The sequence below is a fragment of the Sphingomonas sp. genome (genome assembly GCF_030145815.1).
In the GTDB taxonomy this organism is placed as follows: Bacteria; Pseudomonadota; Alphaproteobacteria; order Sphingomonadales; family Sphingomonadaceae; genus Sphingomonas.
The window spans coordinates 102107-121752 of record NZ_JAIXHL010000013.1; the positions used below are offsets into that span (position 1 = coordinate 102107).

Below are 19646 nucleotides of genomic sequence, written 5' to 3' on the forward strand. Positions count from 1 at the left end.
TCCCAATCCTCCCCGTTCGGCGCGCCATTCGCGCTCAAGTTGAGAACGTTCACTTGAACCCGTTGTACAACGTTGTCAAGCGCCCGCAGCCATGCCATTCAGCCATTGAAAACGCGCAAATCTGCTATTGTGAACGTTCTCAATCTATGCTGTCTGCGTGTCGAACAGCGGGGCGAGGAACGTCCGGCGCACTATTCCGGAGGGGAAGCTCGATGTCGAAACTGATCGCCGCACTCATGTCTGCGGCCGCCATTGGCGCAGTTGCAACCAGTGCCAGCGTCGCGCAGCAAGCCCCGAAATCCACCGCCGTCACGCCTGTTTCGGCAAAGCAGGCGCGCGCCCGCGCTGACGCGATCGTCGCGAAGCTGACGCTCGACGAAAAGATCATGCTGGTCCACGGCCTGTTCCCGCCCATGGCCGGGGGCAAGACTCAGGAAGAGCTGATCCCGTCGGCCGGACATATCGACGGCGTGCCGCGCGTCGGGATTCCACTCGTGCGCGAAAGCGATGCCTCGCTCGGCGTCGCCAACCAGGTGGAGCAGCGCAAGGGCGATGTCGCCACCGCCCTGCCCTCCAGCCTCGCGACCGCCGCCAGCTTCGACCCCGAGATCGCCCGCGCGGGCGGCGCGATGATCGGGGCGGAGGCGCGCGCCAAGCGCTTCAACGTCCTGCTTGCCGGCGGCGTCAATCTGACGCGCGACCCATGGGGCGGGCGCAACTTCGAATATCTGGGCGAAGACCCGCTGCTCGCCGGCGAGCTGGCCGGCGCGCATATCGCGGGCGTCCAGTCGAACCGCATCGTCTCCACGATCAAGCATTTCGCGCTCAACGCGCAGGAGACGGGCCGCATGGTCCTCGACGCGCAGATCGACGAGGCAGCGCTGCGCGAAAGCGACCTGCTCGCCTTCCAGATCGCGATCGAAAAGGGCAAGCCCGGATCGGTGATGGCCGCGTATAACAAGGTCAACGGCCATTGGGCGTCGGAAAATGCCTTCCTGCTCAACACGGTGCTCAAGCGCGACTGGAATTACCCTGGCTGGGTGATGAGCGATTGGGGCGGCGTTCACACCACCGTGAAGGCGGCCAATGCCGGACTCGACCAGCAATCGGGTCAGGAGCTGGACAAGGCGATGTTCTTCGACGCACCGCTCAAGGCCGCGGTTGAGAAGGGCGAGGTGCCGATGGCGCGCCTCAACGACATGGTTGCGCGCTATCTGACCGGCCTGATCCTGACCGGCGCGTTCGACACGCCGATGCCCTCCGCCGCGCAACCGATCGATTACGCCGCCAATGCCGATGTCGCGCAACGTGCCGCCGAGGCGGGCATCGTCCTGCTCAAGAATGACGGCGGCATCCTGCCGCTGGCGGCGAGCGCGAAGAAGATCCTGGTCGTCGGCGGCGGCGCGGATGTCGGCGTCCTGTCCGGCGGTGGCTCCAGCCAGGTCCGCTCGGTCGGCGGCGCCCCGATCGAGATTCCGCTGGCCTATGGCGGCTCGGCCTCGTTCGCACGGATCACCTACCATGCCTCGTCGCCCGTCGCCGCGCTGCGCAAGGCGGCACCGGGCGCGCAAGTCGACTTCACCGACGGCCGCAACCTGAACGCGACGCTTGAAGCCGCAGCCAAAGCCGACATCGTCATTGTCTTCGCAACGCAATGGACGACCGAGGCGGACGATGTGCCGAACCTGCGCCTGCCGGATCATCAGGACGCGCTGATCGGCGCGGTGTCGCGGGCACAGCCCAAGACCGTCGTCGTGCTCACCACCGGCGGTCCGGTGACGATGCCGTGGATCACGCAGGTCCCGGCGGTGGTGCAGGCCTGGTATCCCGGCCAGCGCGGGGGCGAGGCAATCGCCAATATCCTGACCGGCAAGGTGAATCCGTCGGGCCGCCTGCCGATCACCTTCCCCGTCCGCGAGGCGCAGGCACCACGCCCCACCCCGGTCGGGCTCGACCTGCTCACCGGCCTTGAGCGCGATGCCGCGTCGAACCCGGCGGCGGGCGGCGATTTCAGCTTGAAGACCTTCCCGGTCAAATATCAGGAGGGGAGCGACGTCGGCTATCGCTGGTATGAGCGGCAGGGCAGCAAGCCGCTCTTCGCCTTCGGCCATGGCCTGAGCTACACCAGCTTCGCCTATGCCCAGCCGCAGGTCACGGGAGGGAAAAAGCTGACCGTCAGCTTCACCGTCACCAACACTGGCCAGCGCGCCGGGGCGGACGTGCCGCAGCTTTATGTGACCCGCGACGGATCGGGCAAGCCGATGCGCCTTGCCGGGTTCCAGCGCGTGACGCTGAACCCCGGCGAATCGCGCCGCGTGACGCTGACTGCCGAGCCGCGCATCCTCGCCGATTACGACACCAGCCTGCCCGGCTGGCGGATCGCGGGGGGCAGCTATCGCGTCGCGATCGCCCGCGATGCGACGGACCGGTCGATGACGCTCGCCACGACGCTCGACGCGGCGACGATGAAGCCCTAGCCATCGGAAAACGGGCGGCCTCCAGCGCGCCCGATCTGGTGGAGCGGGTGACGGGCGATCAGGCGACAGGCGGCGGGGCGCGGCGCGGGATGGGCTTCATCCTGCTGGTCGCGCTCGCCAATGCCGGGGGCGTGATCGCCTTCTTGCCCCTGCTCAGCCTGTTGCTGCCGGTCAGGATCGCGGAGATTGCGGGCGAAGCGCGGATCGGCCTGTTCACCGCGACGGTGATCGCGGGAGCCGTCGCCGCCAGCCTGTCCAACATCGGCTTTGGATGGGCAAGCGACCGGACGCGCGCGCGCGGTGGTGGGCGGCGATCCTGGGTGGTCATCGGGCTGGTGCTGCTTGCCTTGTCCTTCGCGGTCGTTGCGCTCGCGCGGACCCCCGTGACGATCATCCTCGCGGTGATCCTGTTCCAGGTCGCGGTCAACGCACTGCTCGCCCCACTGTTCGCGATCATGGCGGACGAAGTACCGGGGACGCAGATGGGGCTGGCGGGCGGCCTGATTGCACTGGGCTCGCCGCTGGCGTCGGCGGTGGGCGCGGCGATGATCGCCCTCGCCCTGCCCGGCGACGGCGCACAGCTGGCCTTCATCCTCGTCATGGTGCTGCTCTGCATCGTGCCGTTGCTACGCGTGCCGTCGGTGGAGGCCGGTGCGGTTGTCTCGACCACACCGCCACGCCTTGCCGGCCGCGATCTGGCCGTTGCCTGGCTCGCGCGGCTGCTGGTGCAGATTGCGGGCAATGTCCTGTCGCTCTACCTCGTCTATTATTTCGTGAGCATCGCTCCCGAGATATCCGCCGCCAAACAGGTCGGTCCGATCGGCCAGCTGATGACGATCGCCTACCTCCTGCCGCTGCCGATCGCGGTCCTGCTCGGCCGCTGGTCCGACCGCATCGGGCGCCGCAAGCCGTTTCTGGTCGTCGCCGCGCTGCTCGCGGCGCTCGGCCTGCTGGGCCTTGCGCTGGCGCGTGACTGGACCACCGCCGCTGCTGCCTTCGCCCTCTATGCCATGGGCTCGTCGGTGTTCCTGTCGATTCATTCCGGCTTCGCAATGCAGTTGCTGCCCAGCGCGGACCATCGCGGTCGCGATCTGGGCCTCATCAACCTGACCAACACCCTCCCCGCGCTGATCGGCCCCGCGCTCGCCTGGGCGCTGTCGACGCCGCGCGATTTCGGCCCGATCATGCTCCTGCTCGCCGCCCTCACGCTGGCCGGCGGGGCGCTGGTCCTCGGCATCCGTCAGCAGCGTTGAAGGGCGCGTGTGAAAAAATCGAACGCGCGCACGAATTTGCCGGGCTTCGCGGTTGACAGCCCCCGGACGCCCCCGTAGAGGCGCTCGCCTACCCCGTGCCCAGATGGCGGAATTGGTAGACGCACCAGCTTCAGGTGCTGGCGATCGCAAGGTCGTGGAGGTTCGAGTCCTCTTCTGGGCACCATTTGTTCTTCTCGGAACATCTCAAAAAGTGTATTAAGTCCGCAGAAATCCAAGGGAATTGGCCCTTGGATCGTGCCGGATCGTCCCACCTTTTCTCGGGGGTTCCGCACATTTTTGCGGGCCTTTTGCGGGCCTTTGCGAAAACCACATCGGGAAAAGGCCCGCACATGCCGCTGACCGAGACTCGGCTTCGAGCACTCAAGCCAAAGGACAAGCCCTACAAGGTTGCTGACGACCGCGGATTGTACATCGAGGTCTCCCCAGCAGGCGGCAAGCTCTGGCGTTTCCGCTACCGGATCGGCCCGGTCGAAAAGAAGCTCTCGATCGGCGCCTACCCCGAGATCAGCCTCAAGCAGGCGAGGCAGACAGCCTATGAGGCGCGGCACAAGATCGCATCCGGCGGTGACCCGGCAATGGAGAAGCGCAAGGAGAAGATTCGCGCCGAATTCCTCTCAGCCCAGACCTTTGAAGCTGTGGCGCGTGAGTACATCGATCAGATGATGGTGCAGAGTGGCAGGGCAGATGCCACCATCGTGAAGGCCAACTTCTTCCTCGAGCAGCTGGTGGATGCCATTGGCAGCCGGCCAATCGATGACATTGAGCCGTTCGAAGTGCTCGCCCCCCTCAAGCGCCTTGAGGCGAAGGGCAAGCACGAGACAGCGAAGAAGACCCGATCATTTGCGAGCCGCGTATTCCGGTATGGCGTTGCCACCACGCGCTGCAAAGGCGACCCGACGTCCATGCTCCGCGGAGCGCTGATCACGCCAAAGGCAAAGCACTACGCAGCGATTCTCGAGCCCAAGGAGCTTGGCGGGCTTCTGCGAGCGATCCAGGACTACACTGGCAACTTCATCACCCGATATGCCCTTCTGATCGCTCCCCACGTTTTTGTCCGGCCTGGCGAGCTACGGCACGCCGAGTGGAAGGAGATCGACTTGGAAGAAGGTGTGTGGAGGATCCCTGAAGGCAAGATGAAGTCGCGGCGCCCTCATGCCGTGCCGCTTTCGAAGCAGGTAATTGGCTACCTGAAAGAGCTCGCCGAGATGGTCGGTGCCGAAGGGTATGTGTTCCCCTCGGCCCGTGCGTCTGTTCGACCGATGAGCGAAAACACCTTGAATGCCGCCTTTCGCCGGATGGGCTTCACCAAGGATGAGGTCACCGCTCATGGGCTGCGGGCAACCGCCTCCACCATGCTGAATGAAAGCGGCCTCTGGAACCCGGACGCAATTGAACGTGGACTGGCGCACGGTGACAGCAATGCGGTTCGCGGCGTCTATCACCGCGGCAAGCACTGGGATGAGCGGGTGCGTATGGCGCAATGGTGGAGCGACTACCTCGATACGATCCGGGAGGGAGGCAAGGTCATCAAAGGCGCTTTTGCGGGAAGAGGCTGACGAGACTCTTGAACGCCTAACGCCCAGCCGGAATTGGGACAATGCTGCCGTTCGACGTGCGCCGCTCAAACGGCAGGCTTCGCCGCAACCCGCCTTAGCTAGCGTGAGATGGGGCGGATGGGGGTCTGGGGCAAAAGGTTTCCGGCTCAGGTGTCAACACCGGGACAAAAAACGGGCCAGGCTGTCAAAACCGGTCGACAGTCGAGCACTGGCGCACTTCGGTGATTACCTCTGCGGTCGGGGATCCCCGCGTCCGAAGGCGTAGTCGCTAATCAGCGAGCCGCAGACACCGTTATTCCCGCTACATCATCTAGTGGCAGCTGTGCACCACAATGATGGCCGGCGGCCTCACCGACACGCTGGATCTGGCTTTGCTCCATACCACCTGCCCCCACGAGTTGCACAGTGGCAAGTGGTATGGCTAGCCGCTCATCCTTTAGGTTTCAGCGTCAAGGGAAGGCCGGCGAACATTATGACTGCCTCTTCAACCAATGCCGCTATTTCCTGATTGATGCGGCCCGCAACATCGCGAAACCTTCTGGCAAGGGCGTTGTCGGGTACAATGCCCAGACCCACTTCGTTGGCGACCAGAATGACCGGCCCCCGTGCGGCTGAAAGCGAGCGCGTCAGTCCTTCCGTAGCGGCAGCCGTATCGCGTTCCGCCAGCATCAGGTTCGAAGCCCACAGCGTCAGGCAATCGACCAGCACCACCGTCTCGGGCGTGCTATATACCGTGATCGCCTCCGCCAGTTCCAGGGGGGCCTCGACGGTTGACCAGCGCGGCCCACGATCGGCACGGTGCAGGGCAATCCGCTCGCGCATCTCGTCATCGAAGGCCTGGGCTGAGGCCAGATAGATCAGTTCACCCGCCAGGGCCTCTGCCCTGCCTTGCGCATAGCGGCTCTTGCCCGAACGCGCGCCGCCCAGCACCAGCAAGTGGGACAAGGCGCTGCTCATGCGCTGTCTCCCGCCGGGACGGAAGCGGGTCTCTCCGCCATGGCCAGCGCCACCAGCGCGTCAATATCGAGATGCTCCTCAAGCGCGGCTGCGATCTCGTCCAGCGCCGCCTCGACAGAGGCGCCATAGTCCACGCCCCCGGCTTCTACATCCATGCGCGACAGCAGCGCCCGGCGCAGCTCCGCATCAGCCAGCAGGCCGTGGACATAGGAACCAAACACCGTGCCGCCCGCATTTATCGCGCCATCGCGGCGGCCATCGGCGAAAACGGCGAAGGGCTGTTCCGTATCCGGCCCGTTGGTTTGCCCCATGTGCATTTCATATCCCTGGAATGGCGCGCCCATCGCCAGCCCGCTGACCGGACGCAACGCCTTGTGCGCGTGCAAGGTCGTTTCAACATCAAGCAGGCCAAGGCCGCTGGCAGCGCTGGCCGAACCTTCAAACCCATCGGGATCGGCGATGCTTTTGCCGAGCATCTGGTAACCACCGCAAAGCCCAAGGATCAGCCCGCCGCGCCGGTGATGCGCAAAAATATCGATGTCCCAGCCCTCTGCACGCAGAGCGGCCAGATCGGCGATTGTCGACTTTGACCCGGGCAGGATGATGAGTGCGGCCTCTGCCGGGATCGGCTGGCCGGGCGGAACCATGTGCAGGTCCACACCATGTTCGAGCTTCAGCGGATCGAGGTCATCGAAATTAGATATGCGCGGCAGGATCGGACAGGCGATCAGCTTGCGGCTTTCAGCCCGCGCCTTGCCGCTCTCCAGCACCACGGCATCCTCGCTGGGGAGCCGCGCCGCCGCGCTCAACCATGGGACAACGCCGAAGCCGCGCCAGCCTGAGAGGCTTTCGATCTGGGCGTAGCCATCGGCGAACAGGGCGGGATCCCCCCGAAACTTGTTGATGATGAAACCCTGGATCATCGCCGTGTCGGCGGGGTCGATGATCGTTCTCGTGCCAACGATGGCGGCAATGACTCCGCCGCGATCAATATCGCCGACCAGCACGACGGGCACGCCTGCCGCTCGCGCAAAGCCCATATTGGCGATGTCGCCAGCGCGCAGGTTGATTTCCGCAGGAGAGCCGGCACCCTCGACAACGACGATGTCGCACGCCCGGCGGAGCCGGTTATAGCTGGCCAGAACTTCGCCGAGCAGCGCGCCCCGTGCCTGCCGAAAATTGCCCGCGCCCAATGTGCCGCGCACCCGACCATGCACGATCAGTTGCGATGTGCGGTCGGCCTGCGGTTTCAGCAGCACCGGATTCATGTCGGTATGCGGCTCCACCTTGCAGGCGATTGCCTGCAAGGCCTGCGCCCGGCCGATCTCGCCGCCATCGCTGGTGACGGCAGCATTGTTCGACATGTTCTGCGGCTTGAACGGCAAGACCCGCAAACCCCGCTGCACCAGGGCGCGGCACAGCCCCGCCACCAGCACGGATTTGCCCACATCAGAGCCGGTGCCCTGAAGCATTATAGCGCCCATGCTGCACCTCCTGCAATACCGGCCGCCATGAACCACAGGCACAGACATGCACGGGCGTAGATGCCCAATCCGCGCCAAATATCCTCTGTCCGGGCCGGGCGGTCTCCCTCCCCAATCCAGAGCTTGTCCGAAAGAATCCCGTCATAAGCGATTGGCCCAGCCAGGCGCAGCCCCAGCGCCCCAGCCATCGCGGCCTCGGGCCAGCCCGCATTGGGCGAGGCGTGCCTGGACGCATCGCGCCACAATATCCGCCAGCCACCCCCGCCGCACAGGCAGATCAGCAATCCCGACAGGCGCGCTGGAATGAGGTTCATCGCATCGTCGGTGCGGGCCGCAGCCCAACCATAGGCGCGCCATCGCTCCTCGCGGTGCCCAATCATGCTGTCGGCGGTGTTGATCGCTTTATAGGCCCAGATACCGGGCAGCCCCAGCACCAGCAGCCAGAACAACGGCGCGACCACCCCGTCGCAGAAACTTTCCGCCAGACTCTCGATCGCCGCGCGGGCAACACCCGCGTCATCAAGCGCGGCTGTATCGCGGCCAACGATCATGCCGACTGTGGCGCGCGCGGCTGGCAGATCCTGCCGCTCCAGCGCATCGGCAACGAGGCGGACGTGGTCGTACAGGCTGCGCTGCGCCAGACCCGGCCAGGCCAGCACAGCGATCAGGGGCCAGGCCCAAGGCCCGGCGATTGCCACGAGCAGACTTTGCAGCACCCAGCCCGCACCGCCCGCCATACCCAGCAGGATCAGGACGGTGACCGCCCCGGCCATGCGCCGCTGTCCATCGGAACGCGAGGGGACATTCCAGCGCCGTTCCAGCGCGGCGATAATCCGCGCAAAGATGCCCACAGGATGGCCGATCCGGCGATACAGCGGCTGAGGCCAGCCCACTGCCGCGTCGAGCACCAAGGCCAGGAAAGCAGTCAGATCAATCATCAGCCAGCGCCGCATCAAGGCGATCCAGCGCCTGTCGGTCGGCGGGCAGGCCCAGGCGCAGCCAGCGCGGATCGTAATCGAACGGCCGCGTCAGGATGGAATGGCGCGCAAGGCGTTCGAACAGCGCGGCGGCATCGTCCGTTTCGATCAGCCGGAACAGCGGGCAAGCACCTATCGCGCTGTAGCCCCGCCGCGCCAGCACCGCGTCCAGCGCATCCGCCTGTTCACGCAAGGCCATCCGCATGGCGGCTGTCCAGTCCACATCCTGATATGCCGCTGTGCCGATGGCCAGCGCCGCTGCCGATAGCGGCCAACTGCCCAGCCGCTGCCGATATTGCGCGATCAGCGCGCGCGGTCCCAGCACAAAGCCGAGCCGCACCCCGGCCAGCCCGAAGAATTTGCCGAACGAGCGGAAGATAATCAGCCGCTGTCCGTCCTGCACATGGGCGGCAAGGCTGCTGTGCGGGGCGGCATCGGCAAAGGCTTCGTCCACGACCAGCCACGCTGCGCTGTCGCGCCGCGCCGCCAGCCAGCCAAGCAGGGTGGCAGGCGACATGATCCGGCCATCGGGGTTATTGGGATTGGCAAGGATGATGGTCGCCTCCTCCGTTCCGGTCAGCTCGGTCAGGGCTACGGGGCGGCTGCGGGGAATCATTTCGCCATGGGTGCGATAGCTGGGCTGGGCGTGGATGGCAGCGCCGGGCAGGATGTCACCCAGCATCCGCAGGCCGATCTCCGTGCCTGGTACGGCACAGACATGGGCTGGGTCAGTGCCGAAACAGGCGGCGGCAGCGGCCTCCAGATCGTTCAGCGCGCCGGTGTCGGGCAGCGCCTGCCAGTCCACTGCCAGATTGTCCGCGCCGGGCCAGCCATGCGGATTGATGCCGGTGGACAGGTCGATCCACGGCGCCTTGCCCATGCCGAACTGCGCCATGGCATCGGCCAACCTGCCGCCGTGAAAACTGAAGCTGTTCATGTCGTGTGTATCCATAGGCCCGTGATTGCCACGCTCAGCAGCAAGCCGGTTTCGATCAACTCGATGCCTGCACCATGGCCATCGCCGGAAATCCCGCCCAACGCGCGGCGCACGTGCCACCCCCACCACAGAACGAGCAATGGTGTGACAAGCAGCGCCGGAGTGAACCACGCCGCCGCTGCCAGCGCGGCCGCCCAGCCCGCAAGATCGATCGGGCCGATGGCGGAACGGAATCGAGCCGCCAGCCCCTGATGCAGCGGCATCAGCCACCATGTCCACACCAGCGGGCCGATGCGCGCGGCAAACGGCACCAGTACCAGCGCGCCAAACGCCCGTGCATCCACCAGCATATCCAGCAGCACCAACTTGCTCAGCAGTTGGAGCACAATCGCGACAACGCCGAAGCTGCCGACATGGGGATCGGCCAGAACGGCCAGCAGCCGCTCGCGATCTTTATGCGCCGCGCCGCTGGCATCGGCGAGGTCGGCCAGGCCATCAAGGTGCAGCGCGCCGGTCACGCCCACCCAGACGATCAGTGCGGCTAATGCGCCCAGCCGGTGATCGACCAGCGCGCCTGCCCATGCGGCTCCCGCAACCGCTGCACCAATAACCAGGCCTACAGCGGGAAACCAGCGCATCGACCGGGCAAACGCGGCATCATCCACGACGATTGTCCGCAGTGGAGCTGGCATAGGCAGCCGCGTCAGGAATTGCAGGGCGATGATGAAGCCCCTCACGGATAAAGCCCCGCGATCTGTGCCGTGGGGGTTGCTCCGGGCCAGACGCGCAACGTCAGCAGGCAATTGTAGGGCAGGTCAACGGCCCACGTCTGGTGCATGTCAAACCCGCACAACACCGCCAGCGCCGCCCGCATCGCGCCTCCATGCGTGACGATCAGCGTCGGCCGCGCGGCCAGATCGCCAAGGGCGCTGGATACTCGTTCCACCAGCGCCGACCAGCGTTCTCCACCGGGCGGCGCATGGCCATCGGGATCGTCCCAGAACCGCGCCAGTGCCGCGCCTTCTACATCGCCGGGAGCCATCCCGTCCCATGCGCCAAAGTCCAGTTCGCGCCAGCGCGGATCGATTGACAGCGGCACACCGGTCGCAAGGGCAATGGCCTCGCCCGCCAAACGCGCCCGCGACAGGTCGGAAGCGATCAGCACTTCAGCCGCCAGATTCCGCGCCTGATCGGCGCAGGCCGCGATACCGGCGGCAATAGGCGGCGCATCGGTAAGACCAATCAGCCGCCCCGCGCCTTCCGGTTCACCGTGGCGCAGGAGATAAAGGGGAAAGCTGCTCACAGGCCGTCTGCCACCCCGGCCTGCGCAAAAGTGGCCATGCCGTTGTGCGTGGCCAGCGCTGCCCGGATTACCGACACGGCCAGCGCCGCGCCGCTGCCTTCGCCCAATCGCATCCCCAGCGACAGCAGGGGATCAAGGCCCAGATGCTCCAGCAAGCGGATATGCCCCGGTTCAGCCGAACAATGGCCCGCCAGACAATGATCGGTGATCGCCGGAACGGCGGCGGCCAGCGGCGCCAGTGCGGCGCAACTGATGAACCCGTCCAGCACCACCGGGATGCGCAGACGGCGCGCCTCCAGCACGGCCCCGGCAACGCCTGCGATTTCGCGCCCGCCCAACCGGCGCAGGATTTCAAACGGGGTGTCCGGCGCATCGGCATGAAAGGCCAGCGCCCGCTCTACCACGGCTACCTTGCGCGCAATTCCGCCCGCATCAACGCCCGTTCCCGGCCCGGCCCATTGCGCGGGACTGCCGCCATAACTGCGCGCGCAAAGCGCGGCGGCGGCGGTTGAATTGCCAATGCCCATTTCGCCAACGACCAGCAGGTGCAGCCCCGGCTCCACCACCGCCGCTCCGGCAGCAAGTGCAGCAAGGCACTCCGTCTCGTCCATTGCCGCAGCGATGGTGAAGTCCGCCGTGGGCCGGTCCAGATCGAGTGCGATGACCCGCAGATCAAGTCCGGCGGCCCCGGCCAGTGCGTTGATGGCGGCACCTCCGGCAGCGAAATTGCCGACCATCGCGGCAGTCACGCTGGCGGGAAAGGCGCTGACCCCGTGGACAACGAAGCCATGATTCCCGGCAAAGATCGCCGCGCGGCCCTGTTCGATCACCGGCTGCGCCGTGCCCTGCCATCCGGCCATAAACACCGCGATGTCTTCCAGTCGCCCCAGCGATCCGGCGGGCTTGGTCAGGCTGGCCTGCCGCGCCCGCGCAGCGGTGATGGCGTCCGCATCGGCCACAGGCAAACGCTCAAGCGCCGCTTCAAAGGCGGCAAGGGACGCAAACCGGCTCATTCCGCAACGAAGCCCTGCGGCGGGGTGCGGGTTATGAAATGCCCCTTCACGCCTTGCGGCCATTGCTTGAACGGCACCCGGCCATGTTCGCTGGCGGCATAGTGGACCGCATAGTCCAGAATGGCGGTGGCGGCGTCCTCGTCCGGCGTGAACCGGCCCAGAACATAGCCGACCTTGCCGGGCGCGCGCAGGTGGATTGTGCAGAAATCGGTGCAGGCGAACAGGCACGGCATCTCCTGCACCGCCACCCCGGCATAGCGCGCGTCGCTCTCCTGTACCTGTCGCAGCGCCGCCACCAGTTGCGCGCCGCCGCGCGTCCCGGCGGAGTCCTCACGCGCATCGGCGCTATGGCGGCAAGTGTTGCAGGCCACGATAGCGGGGCCGTCCTCCACGGGTATCAGCATGGTTTTCTGGTCCTTTGATTGAAAATCATCGTTCGAACACCCGGTCGCTCCACGGTTCACGCGGTTGCCAACCGTGCCGTTCCAGTTCGGGTGTGTCGGATGTGTCTGCCGGATAGCCAATGCACAGCAGCGCGATCAGCGACCAATGCGCGGGTACATCCAGCATGGCCTGAACCAAAGGCGGATCAACGATCGACACCCAGCCAAGGCCAATGCCGCGCAGCCGTGCCGCGAGCCAGAGATTGTGGATCGCCAGCACACAGGAATATCGCAGCATTTCAGGCATGGTGGCAATGCCAAGGCCGTGCCCCGCCTCGGGCAGTTCATCGCAGAACACCGCCATCAGTTCGGGCGCTTCACGCAAGCCGTGCAGCTTTAGCGACAGGTAGTGATCGTGCCGCGCCTGCCCGGCATAACGCTCCGCCGCTTGTGCACTTTGCCCATCGGCATGGGCGGCCAGCGCCTCGCGGATGTCAGGCGTCCGCACCCGCACAAATCGCCACGGCTGCGCATTGCCGACCGACGGCGCAAGCGAGGCACAGGCCAGCAGCGCGCGCATGTCCGCTTCGCCCACGGCGCGGCGGTCGAAATGCCGGACATCGCGCCGCCAGCGCAGCAATTGCATGAATTGCTCCGCAAATTCCGCGCCGAACACAGGCGGGACCGCGCTCAGAACTCGATCCCCGGTCAAAATTCAATGCCGGCCTGGGCCTTCACGCCGGAGCGGAATGGATGCTTGACCATGGTCATTTCGGTAACAAGGTCGGCCGCCTCGATCAGCGCCTCGGGGGCGTTGCGGCCTGTGACGATAACGTGCTTCATCATGTCGCGCGCGGTCAGCACCGCCACCACTTCATCGACCGGCAGATAATCATACCGCAGCACGATGTTCAGTTCGTCGGCCAGCACCATGTGATAGCTGGGATCGGCGATCATGCGCTTGACCTCGTCCCAGCCGGCGCGGGCGGCCGCGATATCGCGTGTGCGGTCCTGCGTGTCCCAGGTAAAACCCTCGCCCATCGGCTTGAATTCGACATTGTCGGGAAAGGCATCGAACACGGCCTTTTCACCCGTTTTCATCGCCCCTTTGACAAACTGGACCACCCCCACTTTCATGCCGTGGCCAATGGCGCGAACCACCATGCCCAGCGCCGCGCTGGTTTTGCCCTTGCCCTTGCCGGTGTGGACGATCAGCAGGCCCTGTTCGCGGGTCTTGCTGGCCATGATCTTGGCCTGCGCGGTCTGCTTCTTGCGCATCTTTTCGGCGTGGCGGGCATCGCCGCCTGCAACTTCTACTTGGTTTTCAGGTTCCATCGGCCAATTCCCTTCGCATGAGATAGACATCCATGATCCAGCCATGGCGCGCGCGCAGTTCCGCCCGGCGCAACGCGATCCGGGGACCGGCTTGCGCCAGGGGGCCCTGTTCCAGCGCCTCGTGCGCCATGCCCAGATAAGCGCCCCACCAGATGGTGATGCCTTGCGGTTGCAGCCCCTCGAACGCGCAACCGCTGTCAAGCATCACGACAATCGTGTCGGCTCCGGCAGGCCAGCCATGGGCGCGCAGCAGCCGCCCGGTGGTGATCGTCACCGGGCCGGCCAGCGGGTTCAACGGCATGGCATGGGCAGCGGTCAGCGCCTGAATACTGGTGATGCCCGGCACCACCCGCACGGCGATTTCCACCCCCGCGCTGCGCAGCCGGTCAGCAATGCGCAAGGTGCTGTCATACAGCGAGGGATCACCCCAGACGAGCAGCGCCAGCTTGCCACCGCCGGGCAAATGTTCGGCGATCTGCACCCGCCACGCATCGGCAATGGCATCATGCCAAGCGTTGACGTCATCCAGATAAGTGGCCCCATTGCCGCGCACTGGCAAGTCAAATTCCACAATCCGCGTTGGCCCCGTCAGCACCTGCGCGCAGATCTCCCGGCGCAGGTCGATCAGATCGGACTTGGCCTGCCCCTTGCGCGGCAACAGGATCAGGTCGGCACGGTTCATCGCCGCGACAGCCTGCGCTGTCAGGTGATCGGGGTTGCCAGTGCCGATACCGATCAGGTGGAGGTCGATCATTGGGCATCTCGGCACGAAGCGGGCGCGATCATGTGGAAATAGCTGCCGGTGACATGGCCGCGATGCGATCCGCTTTCGGCCACCGCCGCGCCTTCGGCATCGGTCACAAGCGCCAGCGGCGCGTCGCTCTGTTCGGCAATGGTTGAATAGTGGAACTCGTGCCCGCGCAGCCTGGTCCCGGCGGCAAGGCGCGATACCGGCACCAGCAGTTCGGCATGGCGATAGCCAAGGTGCATCTTGCGCTGGGCATGGCTGGTGACAAGCCCCAGCAGCCCGGCCATCCGGTGCCGTTCTCCGCTCTTGTCGATCAACCCCTGCCCCAGCACCATATAGCCGCCGCATTCGCCGTGCACGGGCCGCGTTTGCGCATGGCAGCGCAGGCCGGACAGGAATGTTGCAGCCGCCGCAATGGTCCCGGCGTGCAGTTCGGGATAGCCGCCGGGCAACCACACCAGATCGGCATGGGCGGCAGGCGCTTCATCGGCCAGCGGCGAGAATGGCAGGATCTCCGCCCCGGCGCGCCGCCAGCCTTCGATCAGATGCGGGTAGACGAACGAAAAGGCCGCATCGCGCGCCATGGCGATCCGCTGGGCCGGAGGGGCAGGCAGGTTGCCGCCGTCGGCTTGTGGTGCGGCACCAGCGGCAAGGCGAATAACGTCAAGATCGACATGGGCGCGCAGGAACGCTGCAAACTCGGCAATCGCGCGATCAAGGTCGGGATGCTCCACCGCCTGAACCAGCCCCAGATGGCGTTCGGGCAGGGTCAGGTCGCCGCGCCTTGGCAGGGCGCCCAGCACCGGAATGCCCACCGCCTCCATGCCCTTGCGCACCAGCCGTTCATGACGCGGACTGGCCACGCGGTTCAGGATCACCCCGGCAAATGGCAGCCCCGGATCAAGGCTGCTGAACCCCAGCGCGGTGGCGGCGGCGGACTGCGCCTGCCCCGACACATCCAGCACCAGCACGATCGGCCAGCCCATCCGGCGGGCCATGTCGGCGCTGGCACCATTGCCCGACGCACCCTTGCTGGCCACGCCATCGAACAACCCCATCGACCCTTCGGCCAGCACCATGTCCGCGCCCCCGGCCTGCGCCGCAATGGCAGCGATCAGATCGTCCTCCATCGCCCAGCTATCGAGATTGAACGACGGCCTGCCACTCGCCGCGCGGTGAAACGCCGGGTCGATATAGTCCGGCCCGCTCTTGAACGGCTGCACCGCCAGCCCGTCTTCGGTCAGGGCGCGCAGCAGGCCCAGCATCACCGTGGTCTTGCCTGTGCCCGATGCGGGGGCGGCGATCATCAATCCCGGAGTCTGGTGGCGCGCGCTCATTCGGCCGCACCGCCAAAACGTGACGTGGCATCCTGCGGCCTGAACCGGCGATCATAACCGGGCGCATAGAGGCTGCTTTCGGCAAAATCCTGCGCCGCCAGCACCCGCCCGACCAGGATCAGGGCGGTGCGCTCCATGCTCCCGGCGATGGCCTGTTCAATAGTGTCGAGCGTGGCGCGCACGATCCGCTGATCGGGCCAACTGGCGCGCCAGACCACCGCGACGGGGCAATCCGCGCCATAGGCCGGCGTCAGGTCCGCCACCACTTGCGCCAGATTGTGAACCGAAAGGTGAATGGCCAGCGTCGCGCCGGTCACGGCAAAGTTGGCCAGGCTTTCGGCGGGCGGCATCGTGCTGGCGCGGCCCGGTGTGCGGGTCAGCACCAGCGATTGCGCCAGCGCGGGCAGGGTCAGCTCTGCCTCCAGCGCAGCGGCGGCGGCGGCGAAAGCCGGGACGCCGGGTGTGATCGTAAAGGGAATGTCCAGCGCGCGCAGGCGGCGCAACTGCTCGCCCATGGCAGACCACACCGAAAGATCGCCCGAATGCAGCCGCGCCACATCGTGCCCGGCGGCATGGGCGGCGGCGATTTCGGCCATGATCTGGTCCAGTTCCAGCGGCGCGGTGTTCACGATCCGGGCGCCCGGCGGGCAATGATCCAGCACGGCGACCGGGATCAGCGACCCGGCATAAAGGCACACCGGGCTGCCCGCGATCAGATCGCGTCCGCGCAAAGTGAGAAGATCGGGCGCGCCGGGACCGGCGCCAATGAAGTGGACGGTCATGTCGGGGTTCCCTGAAGGTTGACACTGGCAGCAATGGCGCACGTCGCCATGCGATCGGGGGAGATGTGGCGCGGCGACAGCAGGCGCGCACCCGCGCCAGCAGCGGCAAGCGCGGACGCTTCGGCCACGCTGCCGACGTGACGAGCGTTCAGGCTGGCGATGGAGCGCGTGGGGGTGGAAACGGCAGCCAGTGCATCGGACGCCACGCCCATCAGCGGCAGGCCCAGCGCTTCGGCCAGAGGGAGCAGCGCTGCGAGCTTGTCTTGCGCCGTGGCCAGATGCGTCACCGGCGGTTGCCCCTGCTCCGCCAGCGCGAACGCCGCGCGCAGCGAAGGCAGGCCGACGCCTGACCGAAAGCCGAACCCGGCGATGATCACAGCGTCACGCTCCATTGCACCACCGGATAGCGCGCGCGCCAGCCGTGCCGGTTGCCCAGCGGTGCGGCGTCGGCCAGTTCGATGCGCAGGAGGCTCCCGCCCTTCTGGCCATGCCACCGGGCTAGCAGCGCTTCTGATTCCAGCGTCACCGCATTGGTCACCAGCCGCGTTCCGGCGGGCAAACGTGCCCATAGCGTGTCCAGCAAGGCTTCCGATAAACCACCGCCGATGAACACCGCATCGGGCAATGGTCCCGGTGGCAGGGCATCCGGCGCAATCCCGACGACAACTTTCAGCCGATCAACGCCCAGCGCAGCGGCGTTGGCCCGCACACGGTCCGCGCGCACCGGATCCGCCTCTATCGCACAGGCCCGGTTGGCCAGGTGGGCCAGCAGCCATTCGATCCCGATCGATCCCGATCCCGCGCCAATATCCCACAGCAGCTCACCCGCACACGGGGCCAGCGCCGATAGCGTCAGCGCGCGTACCGGACGCTTGGTCAACTGCCCGTCGGACGCAAACCAGTGGTCCGGTCGGCCCGCCGTCAGCGGCAAGGACGGGCCATGCCCGGCACACTCGATCCCGGCCGCTACCGGATGGGCGATGTCGGTGAAAGACAGCCCCTCGGCGCGCGCGGTGCGAACCCGTTCGCGCGGCCCGCCCAGCGCTTCCATCACATGCAACGCTGACGCGCCAAAGCCTTGGCCGGTCAGATAGTCCGCCAGCGCGGCCACCGCCGCGCCATCGCGCAACAGTGCAATGACGCGCCGCCCTGGTGCCAGGTGGGGCTTGAGCCGATCTAACGGCGCGGCATGGAGACCAAGACAGGCCACATCCTGAACCGGCCAGCCCAGCCGCGCAACCGCCAGCGTGAAAGTGGAAGGCGCGGGGATCGCCACCCATTCGCCCGGATCAAGCAGGCGCGCCACACTGCTTCCCGCCCCGAACCAGAACGGATCGCCCGATGCCAGCATCACCACCCGCTGCCCGCGATGTTGCATCAGCAGGGCAATGCCATCGGCAAAGGGTACTGGCCATTCGATCATGGTACAGGTAATCGCGGGCAGCAGCGACAGGTGCCGTGCCGGTCCCATGACCAGTCCGGCCTGCGCCAGCGCCGTGCGGGCGGCGGCGGAAAGGCCGTCCGGCCCGTCCTCGCCAATGCCGATGATCGTCAACCACGCTTCAGGAGCCATATCAGCCATGCCCAACGTCCTCCTGCTGGGCGGCACGACAGAGGCCAGCGCGCTTGCCCGCCTGCTTGGCGCGCGGGGCATTGCGACGACGCTCAGCTATGCCGGACGGACCGAAAACCCCCGCGCTCAACCGGTGCCGGTGCGTGTCGGCGGGTTCGGCGGTGTGGCGGGGCTGGCCGATTATCTGCGCCACCACCGCGTGACTCATCTGGTGGACGCGACCCACCCCTTTGCCGCAACGATGAGCAGCCATGCCGTGGAGGCGGCCCGCCTGGCCGGAGTGCCTCATGTAGCGCTGACCCGCCGGGCGTGGCAACCGGTCGCCGGAGACCGCTGGACCCGCGTTGCCAGCATCGACGGTGCGGTGGCAGCGCTGGCCGGGCACTCCCGCCGCGTAATGCTGGCGCTGGGCCGGATGCATGTGGCAGCCTTCGCTGCCCAGCCGCAGCATCATTATCTGTTGCGCTTTGTCGATGCGCCAGACCAGCCGCCGGGCTTGCCCCATCACACCCTGATCGTCGATCGCGGGCCGTTCACCGCCACAGGCGACAGCGCATTGATGGAGGCGCACGCCATCGATCTGGTGGTGTGCAAGAACGCTGGCGGGCAAGGCGCAGAGGCCAAGCTGATCGCCGCACGGGATCTGGGCCTGCCGGTCCTGATGATTGATCGCCCTGCCGTTCCGGGCCGGGCCGAATGCTATCGCCCGGAAGATGTACTGGTCTGGCTGGGTCATGACGCCGAACCCAAGGCCGAACGCGACGTGTAGAGGATCGGACCGAGCTTTCGCCCACTTGTCCGTTCGATGATCCGCGTCAGGCTTGATCCGACGATCACCATGGTCCGCATGTCGGCCATGTCTGCACGGGCCTGACCCAGCGGTACGATCCGCAATTGCTCGTCGGGCGTCGATACGGCGCGGGCGAACAAGATCGGGCGATCCGGGCCGCACACTTCGCGCAGCAATTCCAGCACACGTTCGAAACCTTCGGGCCGGGCTTTTGACCTCGGGTTGTAGAAGGCCATGGCAAAGTCCGCCTCTGCCGCCAGCCGCAACCGTTTTTCGATCAAATTCCACGGCTTGAGATTGTCCGACAGATTGATCGCGCAAAAATCATGACCCAGCGGCGCCCCCGCCCGCGCGCTGGCGGCCAGCATCGCGGTGATGCCGGGCAGCACCCGGATGTCGAGATCGCGCCAGTGGGCCGGGCCTGCCTCCAGCGCCTCGAACACGGCGGCGGCCATCGCGAAAACGCCCGGATCGCCCGATGATACCACCACCACGCGCCGCCCCTGCGCCGCGAGTTCCAGCGCATGGGCGGCCCGGTCCAGCTCCACCCGGTTATCGGACGGATGCAGTGTCAGCCCGGCGCGCGGGGCGATCCGGGCGACATAGGGAATATAGCCGATGACATCGCTTGCCCCGGCCAGAGCGGCGGTGACTTCGGGCGTAATCAGCGCCTCGTCGCCCGGCCCCAGACCGGCGATGGCCAGCCAGCCGCTCATGGCC

The 19646-nt window shown here is 66.4% G+C and carries 20 protein-coding genes and 1 tRNA gene; 5 read left to right on the forward strand and 16 right to left on the reverse strand.

All coding sequences use genetic code 11. From position 1 onward, the window contains the following. The first annotated feature begins 212 nt into the window (after window positions 1-212). The 4 genes from KYX69_RS13250 (at window position 213) to KYX69_RS13265 (ending at window position 5307) form a co-directional block, all read left to right on the forward strand. Window positions 213-2477: a beta-glucosidase gene (locus KYX69_RS13250; RefSeq protein ID WP_300498145.1), complete on the forward strand. Its 2265-nt coding sequence runs from the start codon at window positions 213-215 to the stop codon at window positions 2475-2477. 38 nt (window positions 2478-2515) lie between these two features. Further along, window positions 2516-3730 carry an MFS transporter gene (locus KYX69_RS13255; RefSeq protein WP_300498147.1) on the forward strand — a complete coding sequence of 405 codons (1215 nt, stop codon included), beginning with the start codon at window positions 2516-2518 and terminating at the stop codon, window positions 3728-3730. A gap of 97 nt (window positions 3731-3827) precedes the next feature. After that, window positions 3828-3914, forward strand: a tRNA-Leu gene (locus KYX69_RS13260). Window positions 3915-4080: 166 nt separating this feature from the next. Beyond that, window positions 4081-5307 carry an integrase arm-type DNA-binding domain-containing protein gene (locus KYX69_RS13265; protein ID WP_300498148.1) on the forward strand — a complete coding sequence of 409 codons (1227 nt, stop codon included), beginning with the start codon at window positions 4081-4083 and terminating at the stop codon, window positions 5305-5307. 429 nt (window positions 5308-5736) lie between these two features. Here KYX69_RS13265 and cobU read toward each other — a convergent pair whose 3' ends face one another. From cobU to KYX69_RS13340, 15 genes are read right to left on the reverse strand one after another with little or no spacing between them, the layout of a single operon-like run. Next, window positions 5737-6264, reverse strand: a complete 528-nt coding sequence (cobU, locus tag KYX69_RS13270) for a bifunctional adenosylcobinamide kinase/adenosylcobinamide-phosphate guanylyltransferase (RefSeq protein ID WP_011443984.1) — start codon at window positions 6262-6264, stop codon at window positions 5737-5739. Then, window positions 6261-7748, reverse strand: a complete 1488-nt coding sequence (locus KYX69_RS13275) for a cobyric acid synthase (protein ID WP_041549915.1) — start codon at window positions 7746-7748, stop codon at window positions 6261-6263. Before KYX69_RS13275 ends, cobU begins: the two co-directional genes overlap by 4 nt. Continuing rightward, window positions 7736-8686 carry an adenosylcobinamide-phosphate synthase CbiB gene (gene cbiB, locus KYX69_RS13280; RefSeq protein ID WP_011443986.1) on the reverse strand — a complete coding sequence of 317 codons (951 nt, stop codon included), beginning with the start codon at window positions 8684-8686 and terminating at the stop codon, window positions 7736-7738. Before cbiB ends, KYX69_RS13275 begins: the two co-directional genes overlap by 13 nt. Further along, the gene (gene cobD / locus KYX69_RS13285; RefSeq protein ID WP_011443987.1) at window positions 8679-9662 is read right to left on the reverse strand and encodes a threonine-phosphate decarboxylase CobD; all 984 of its coding nucleotides are present in this window, start codon (window positions 9660-9662) and stop codon (window positions 8679-8681) included. Before cobD ends, cbiB begins: the two co-directional genes overlap by 8 nt. Continuing rightward, on the reverse strand, window positions 9659-10399 hold the full coding sequence (locus tag KYX69_RS13290; protein WP_011443988.1) for an adenosylcobinamide-GDP ribazoletransferase: 741 nt from the start codon (window positions 10397-10399) through the stop codon (window positions 9659-9661). Before KYX69_RS13290 ends, cobD begins: the two co-directional genes overlap by 4 nt. Beyond that, window positions 10396-10965 carry a histidine phosphatase family protein gene (locus tag KYX69_RS13295; protein ID WP_011443989.1) on the reverse strand — a complete coding sequence of 190 codons (570 nt, stop codon included), beginning with the start codon at window positions 10963-10965 and terminating at the stop codon, window positions 10396-10398. The genes KYX69_RS13290 and KYX69_RS13295 overlap by 4 nt, the downstream gene beginning before the upstream one ends. Further along, window positions 10962-11978 (reverse strand): nicotinate-nucleotide--dimethylbenzimidazole phosphoribosyltransferase, encoded by a 1017-nt coding sequence (gene cobT, locus KYX69_RS13300; protein ID WP_011443990.1) that lies wholly within the window; start codon window positions 11976-11978, stop codon window positions 10962-10964. Before cobT ends, KYX69_RS13295 begins: the two co-directional genes overlap by 4 nt. Further along, window positions 11975-12382, reverse strand: a complete 408-nt coding sequence (locus KYX69_RS13305; protein WP_011443991.1) for a DUF1636 domain-containing protein — start codon at window positions 12380-12382, stop codon at window positions 11975-11977. The genes cobT and KYX69_RS13305 overlap by 4 nt, the downstream gene beginning before the upstream one ends. 25 nt (window positions 12383-12407) lie before the next feature. Next, window positions 12408-13037 (reverse strand): 5,6-dimethylbenzimidazole synthase, encoded by a 630-nt coding sequence (gene bluB / locus KYX69_RS13310; protein ID WP_041549918.1) that lies wholly within the window; start codon window positions 13035-13037, stop codon window positions 12408-12410. Between the two features lie 32 nt (window positions 13038-13069). Further along, window positions 13070-13696: a cob(I)yrinic acid a,c-diamide adenosyltransferase gene (gene cobO, locus KYX69_RS13315; protein ID WP_011443993.1), complete on the reverse strand. Its 627-nt coding sequence runs from the start codon at window positions 13694-13696 to the stop codon at window positions 13070-13072. Beyond that, entirely contained in the window at window positions 13686-14450 is a 765-nt protein-coding gene (cobF, locus tag KYX69_RS13320) for a precorrin-6A synthase (deacetylating) (protein ID WP_011443994.1), read from the reverse strand. The genes cobO and cobF overlap by 11 nt, the downstream gene beginning before the upstream one ends. Further along, window positions 14447-15781, reverse strand: a complete 1335-nt coding sequence (locus tag KYX69_RS13325) for a cobyrinate a,c-diamide synthase (protein WP_011443995.1) — start codon at window positions 15779-15781, stop codon at window positions 14447-14449. Before KYX69_RS13325 ends, cobF begins: the two co-directional genes overlap by 4 nt. Continuing rightward, complete coding sequence (gene cobM, locus KYX69_RS13330) at window positions 15778-16563, reverse strand: precorrin-4 C(11)-methyltransferase (protein ID WP_011443996.1); 786 nt, start codon at window positions 16561-16563, stop codon at window positions 15778-15780. Before cobM ends, KYX69_RS13325 begins: the two co-directional genes overlap by 4 nt. Continuing rightward, window positions 16560-16955 (reverse strand): cobalamin biosynthesis protein, encoded by a 396-nt coding sequence (locus KYX69_RS13335; protein WP_230190274.1) that lies wholly within the window; start codon window positions 16953-16955, stop codon window positions 16560-16562. The genes cobM and KYX69_RS13335 overlap by 4 nt, the downstream gene beginning before the upstream one ends. Then, window positions 16937-18145, reverse strand: a complete 1209-nt coding sequence (locus tag KYX69_RS13340; RefSeq protein ID WP_041549920.1) for a bifunctional cobalt-precorrin-7 (C(5))-methyltransferase/cobalt-precorrin-6B (C(15))-methyltransferase — start codon at window positions 18143-18145, stop codon at window positions 16937-16939. Before KYX69_RS13340 ends, KYX69_RS13335 begins: the two co-directional genes overlap by 19 nt. Here KYX69_RS13340 and KYX69_RS13345 point away from each other — a divergent pair. Next, the gene (locus tag KYX69_RS13345; RefSeq protein ID WP_011443999.1) at window positions 18144-18905 is read left to right on the forward strand and encodes a cobalt-precorrin-6A reductase; all 762 of its coding nucleotides are present in this window, start codon (window positions 18144-18146) and stop codon (window positions 18903-18905) included. The genes KYX69_RS13340 and KYX69_RS13345 overlap by 2 nt on opposite strands. Here KYX69_RS13345 and cobJ read toward each other — a convergent pair. After that, entirely contained in the window at window positions 18869-19642 is a 774-nt protein-coding gene (gene cobJ / locus KYX69_RS13350) for a precorrin-3B C(17)-methyltransferase (RefSeq protein ID WP_041549922.1), read from the reverse strand. The genes KYX69_RS13345 and cobJ overlap by 37 nt on opposite strands. Window positions 19643-19646: the final 4 nt, after the last annotated feature.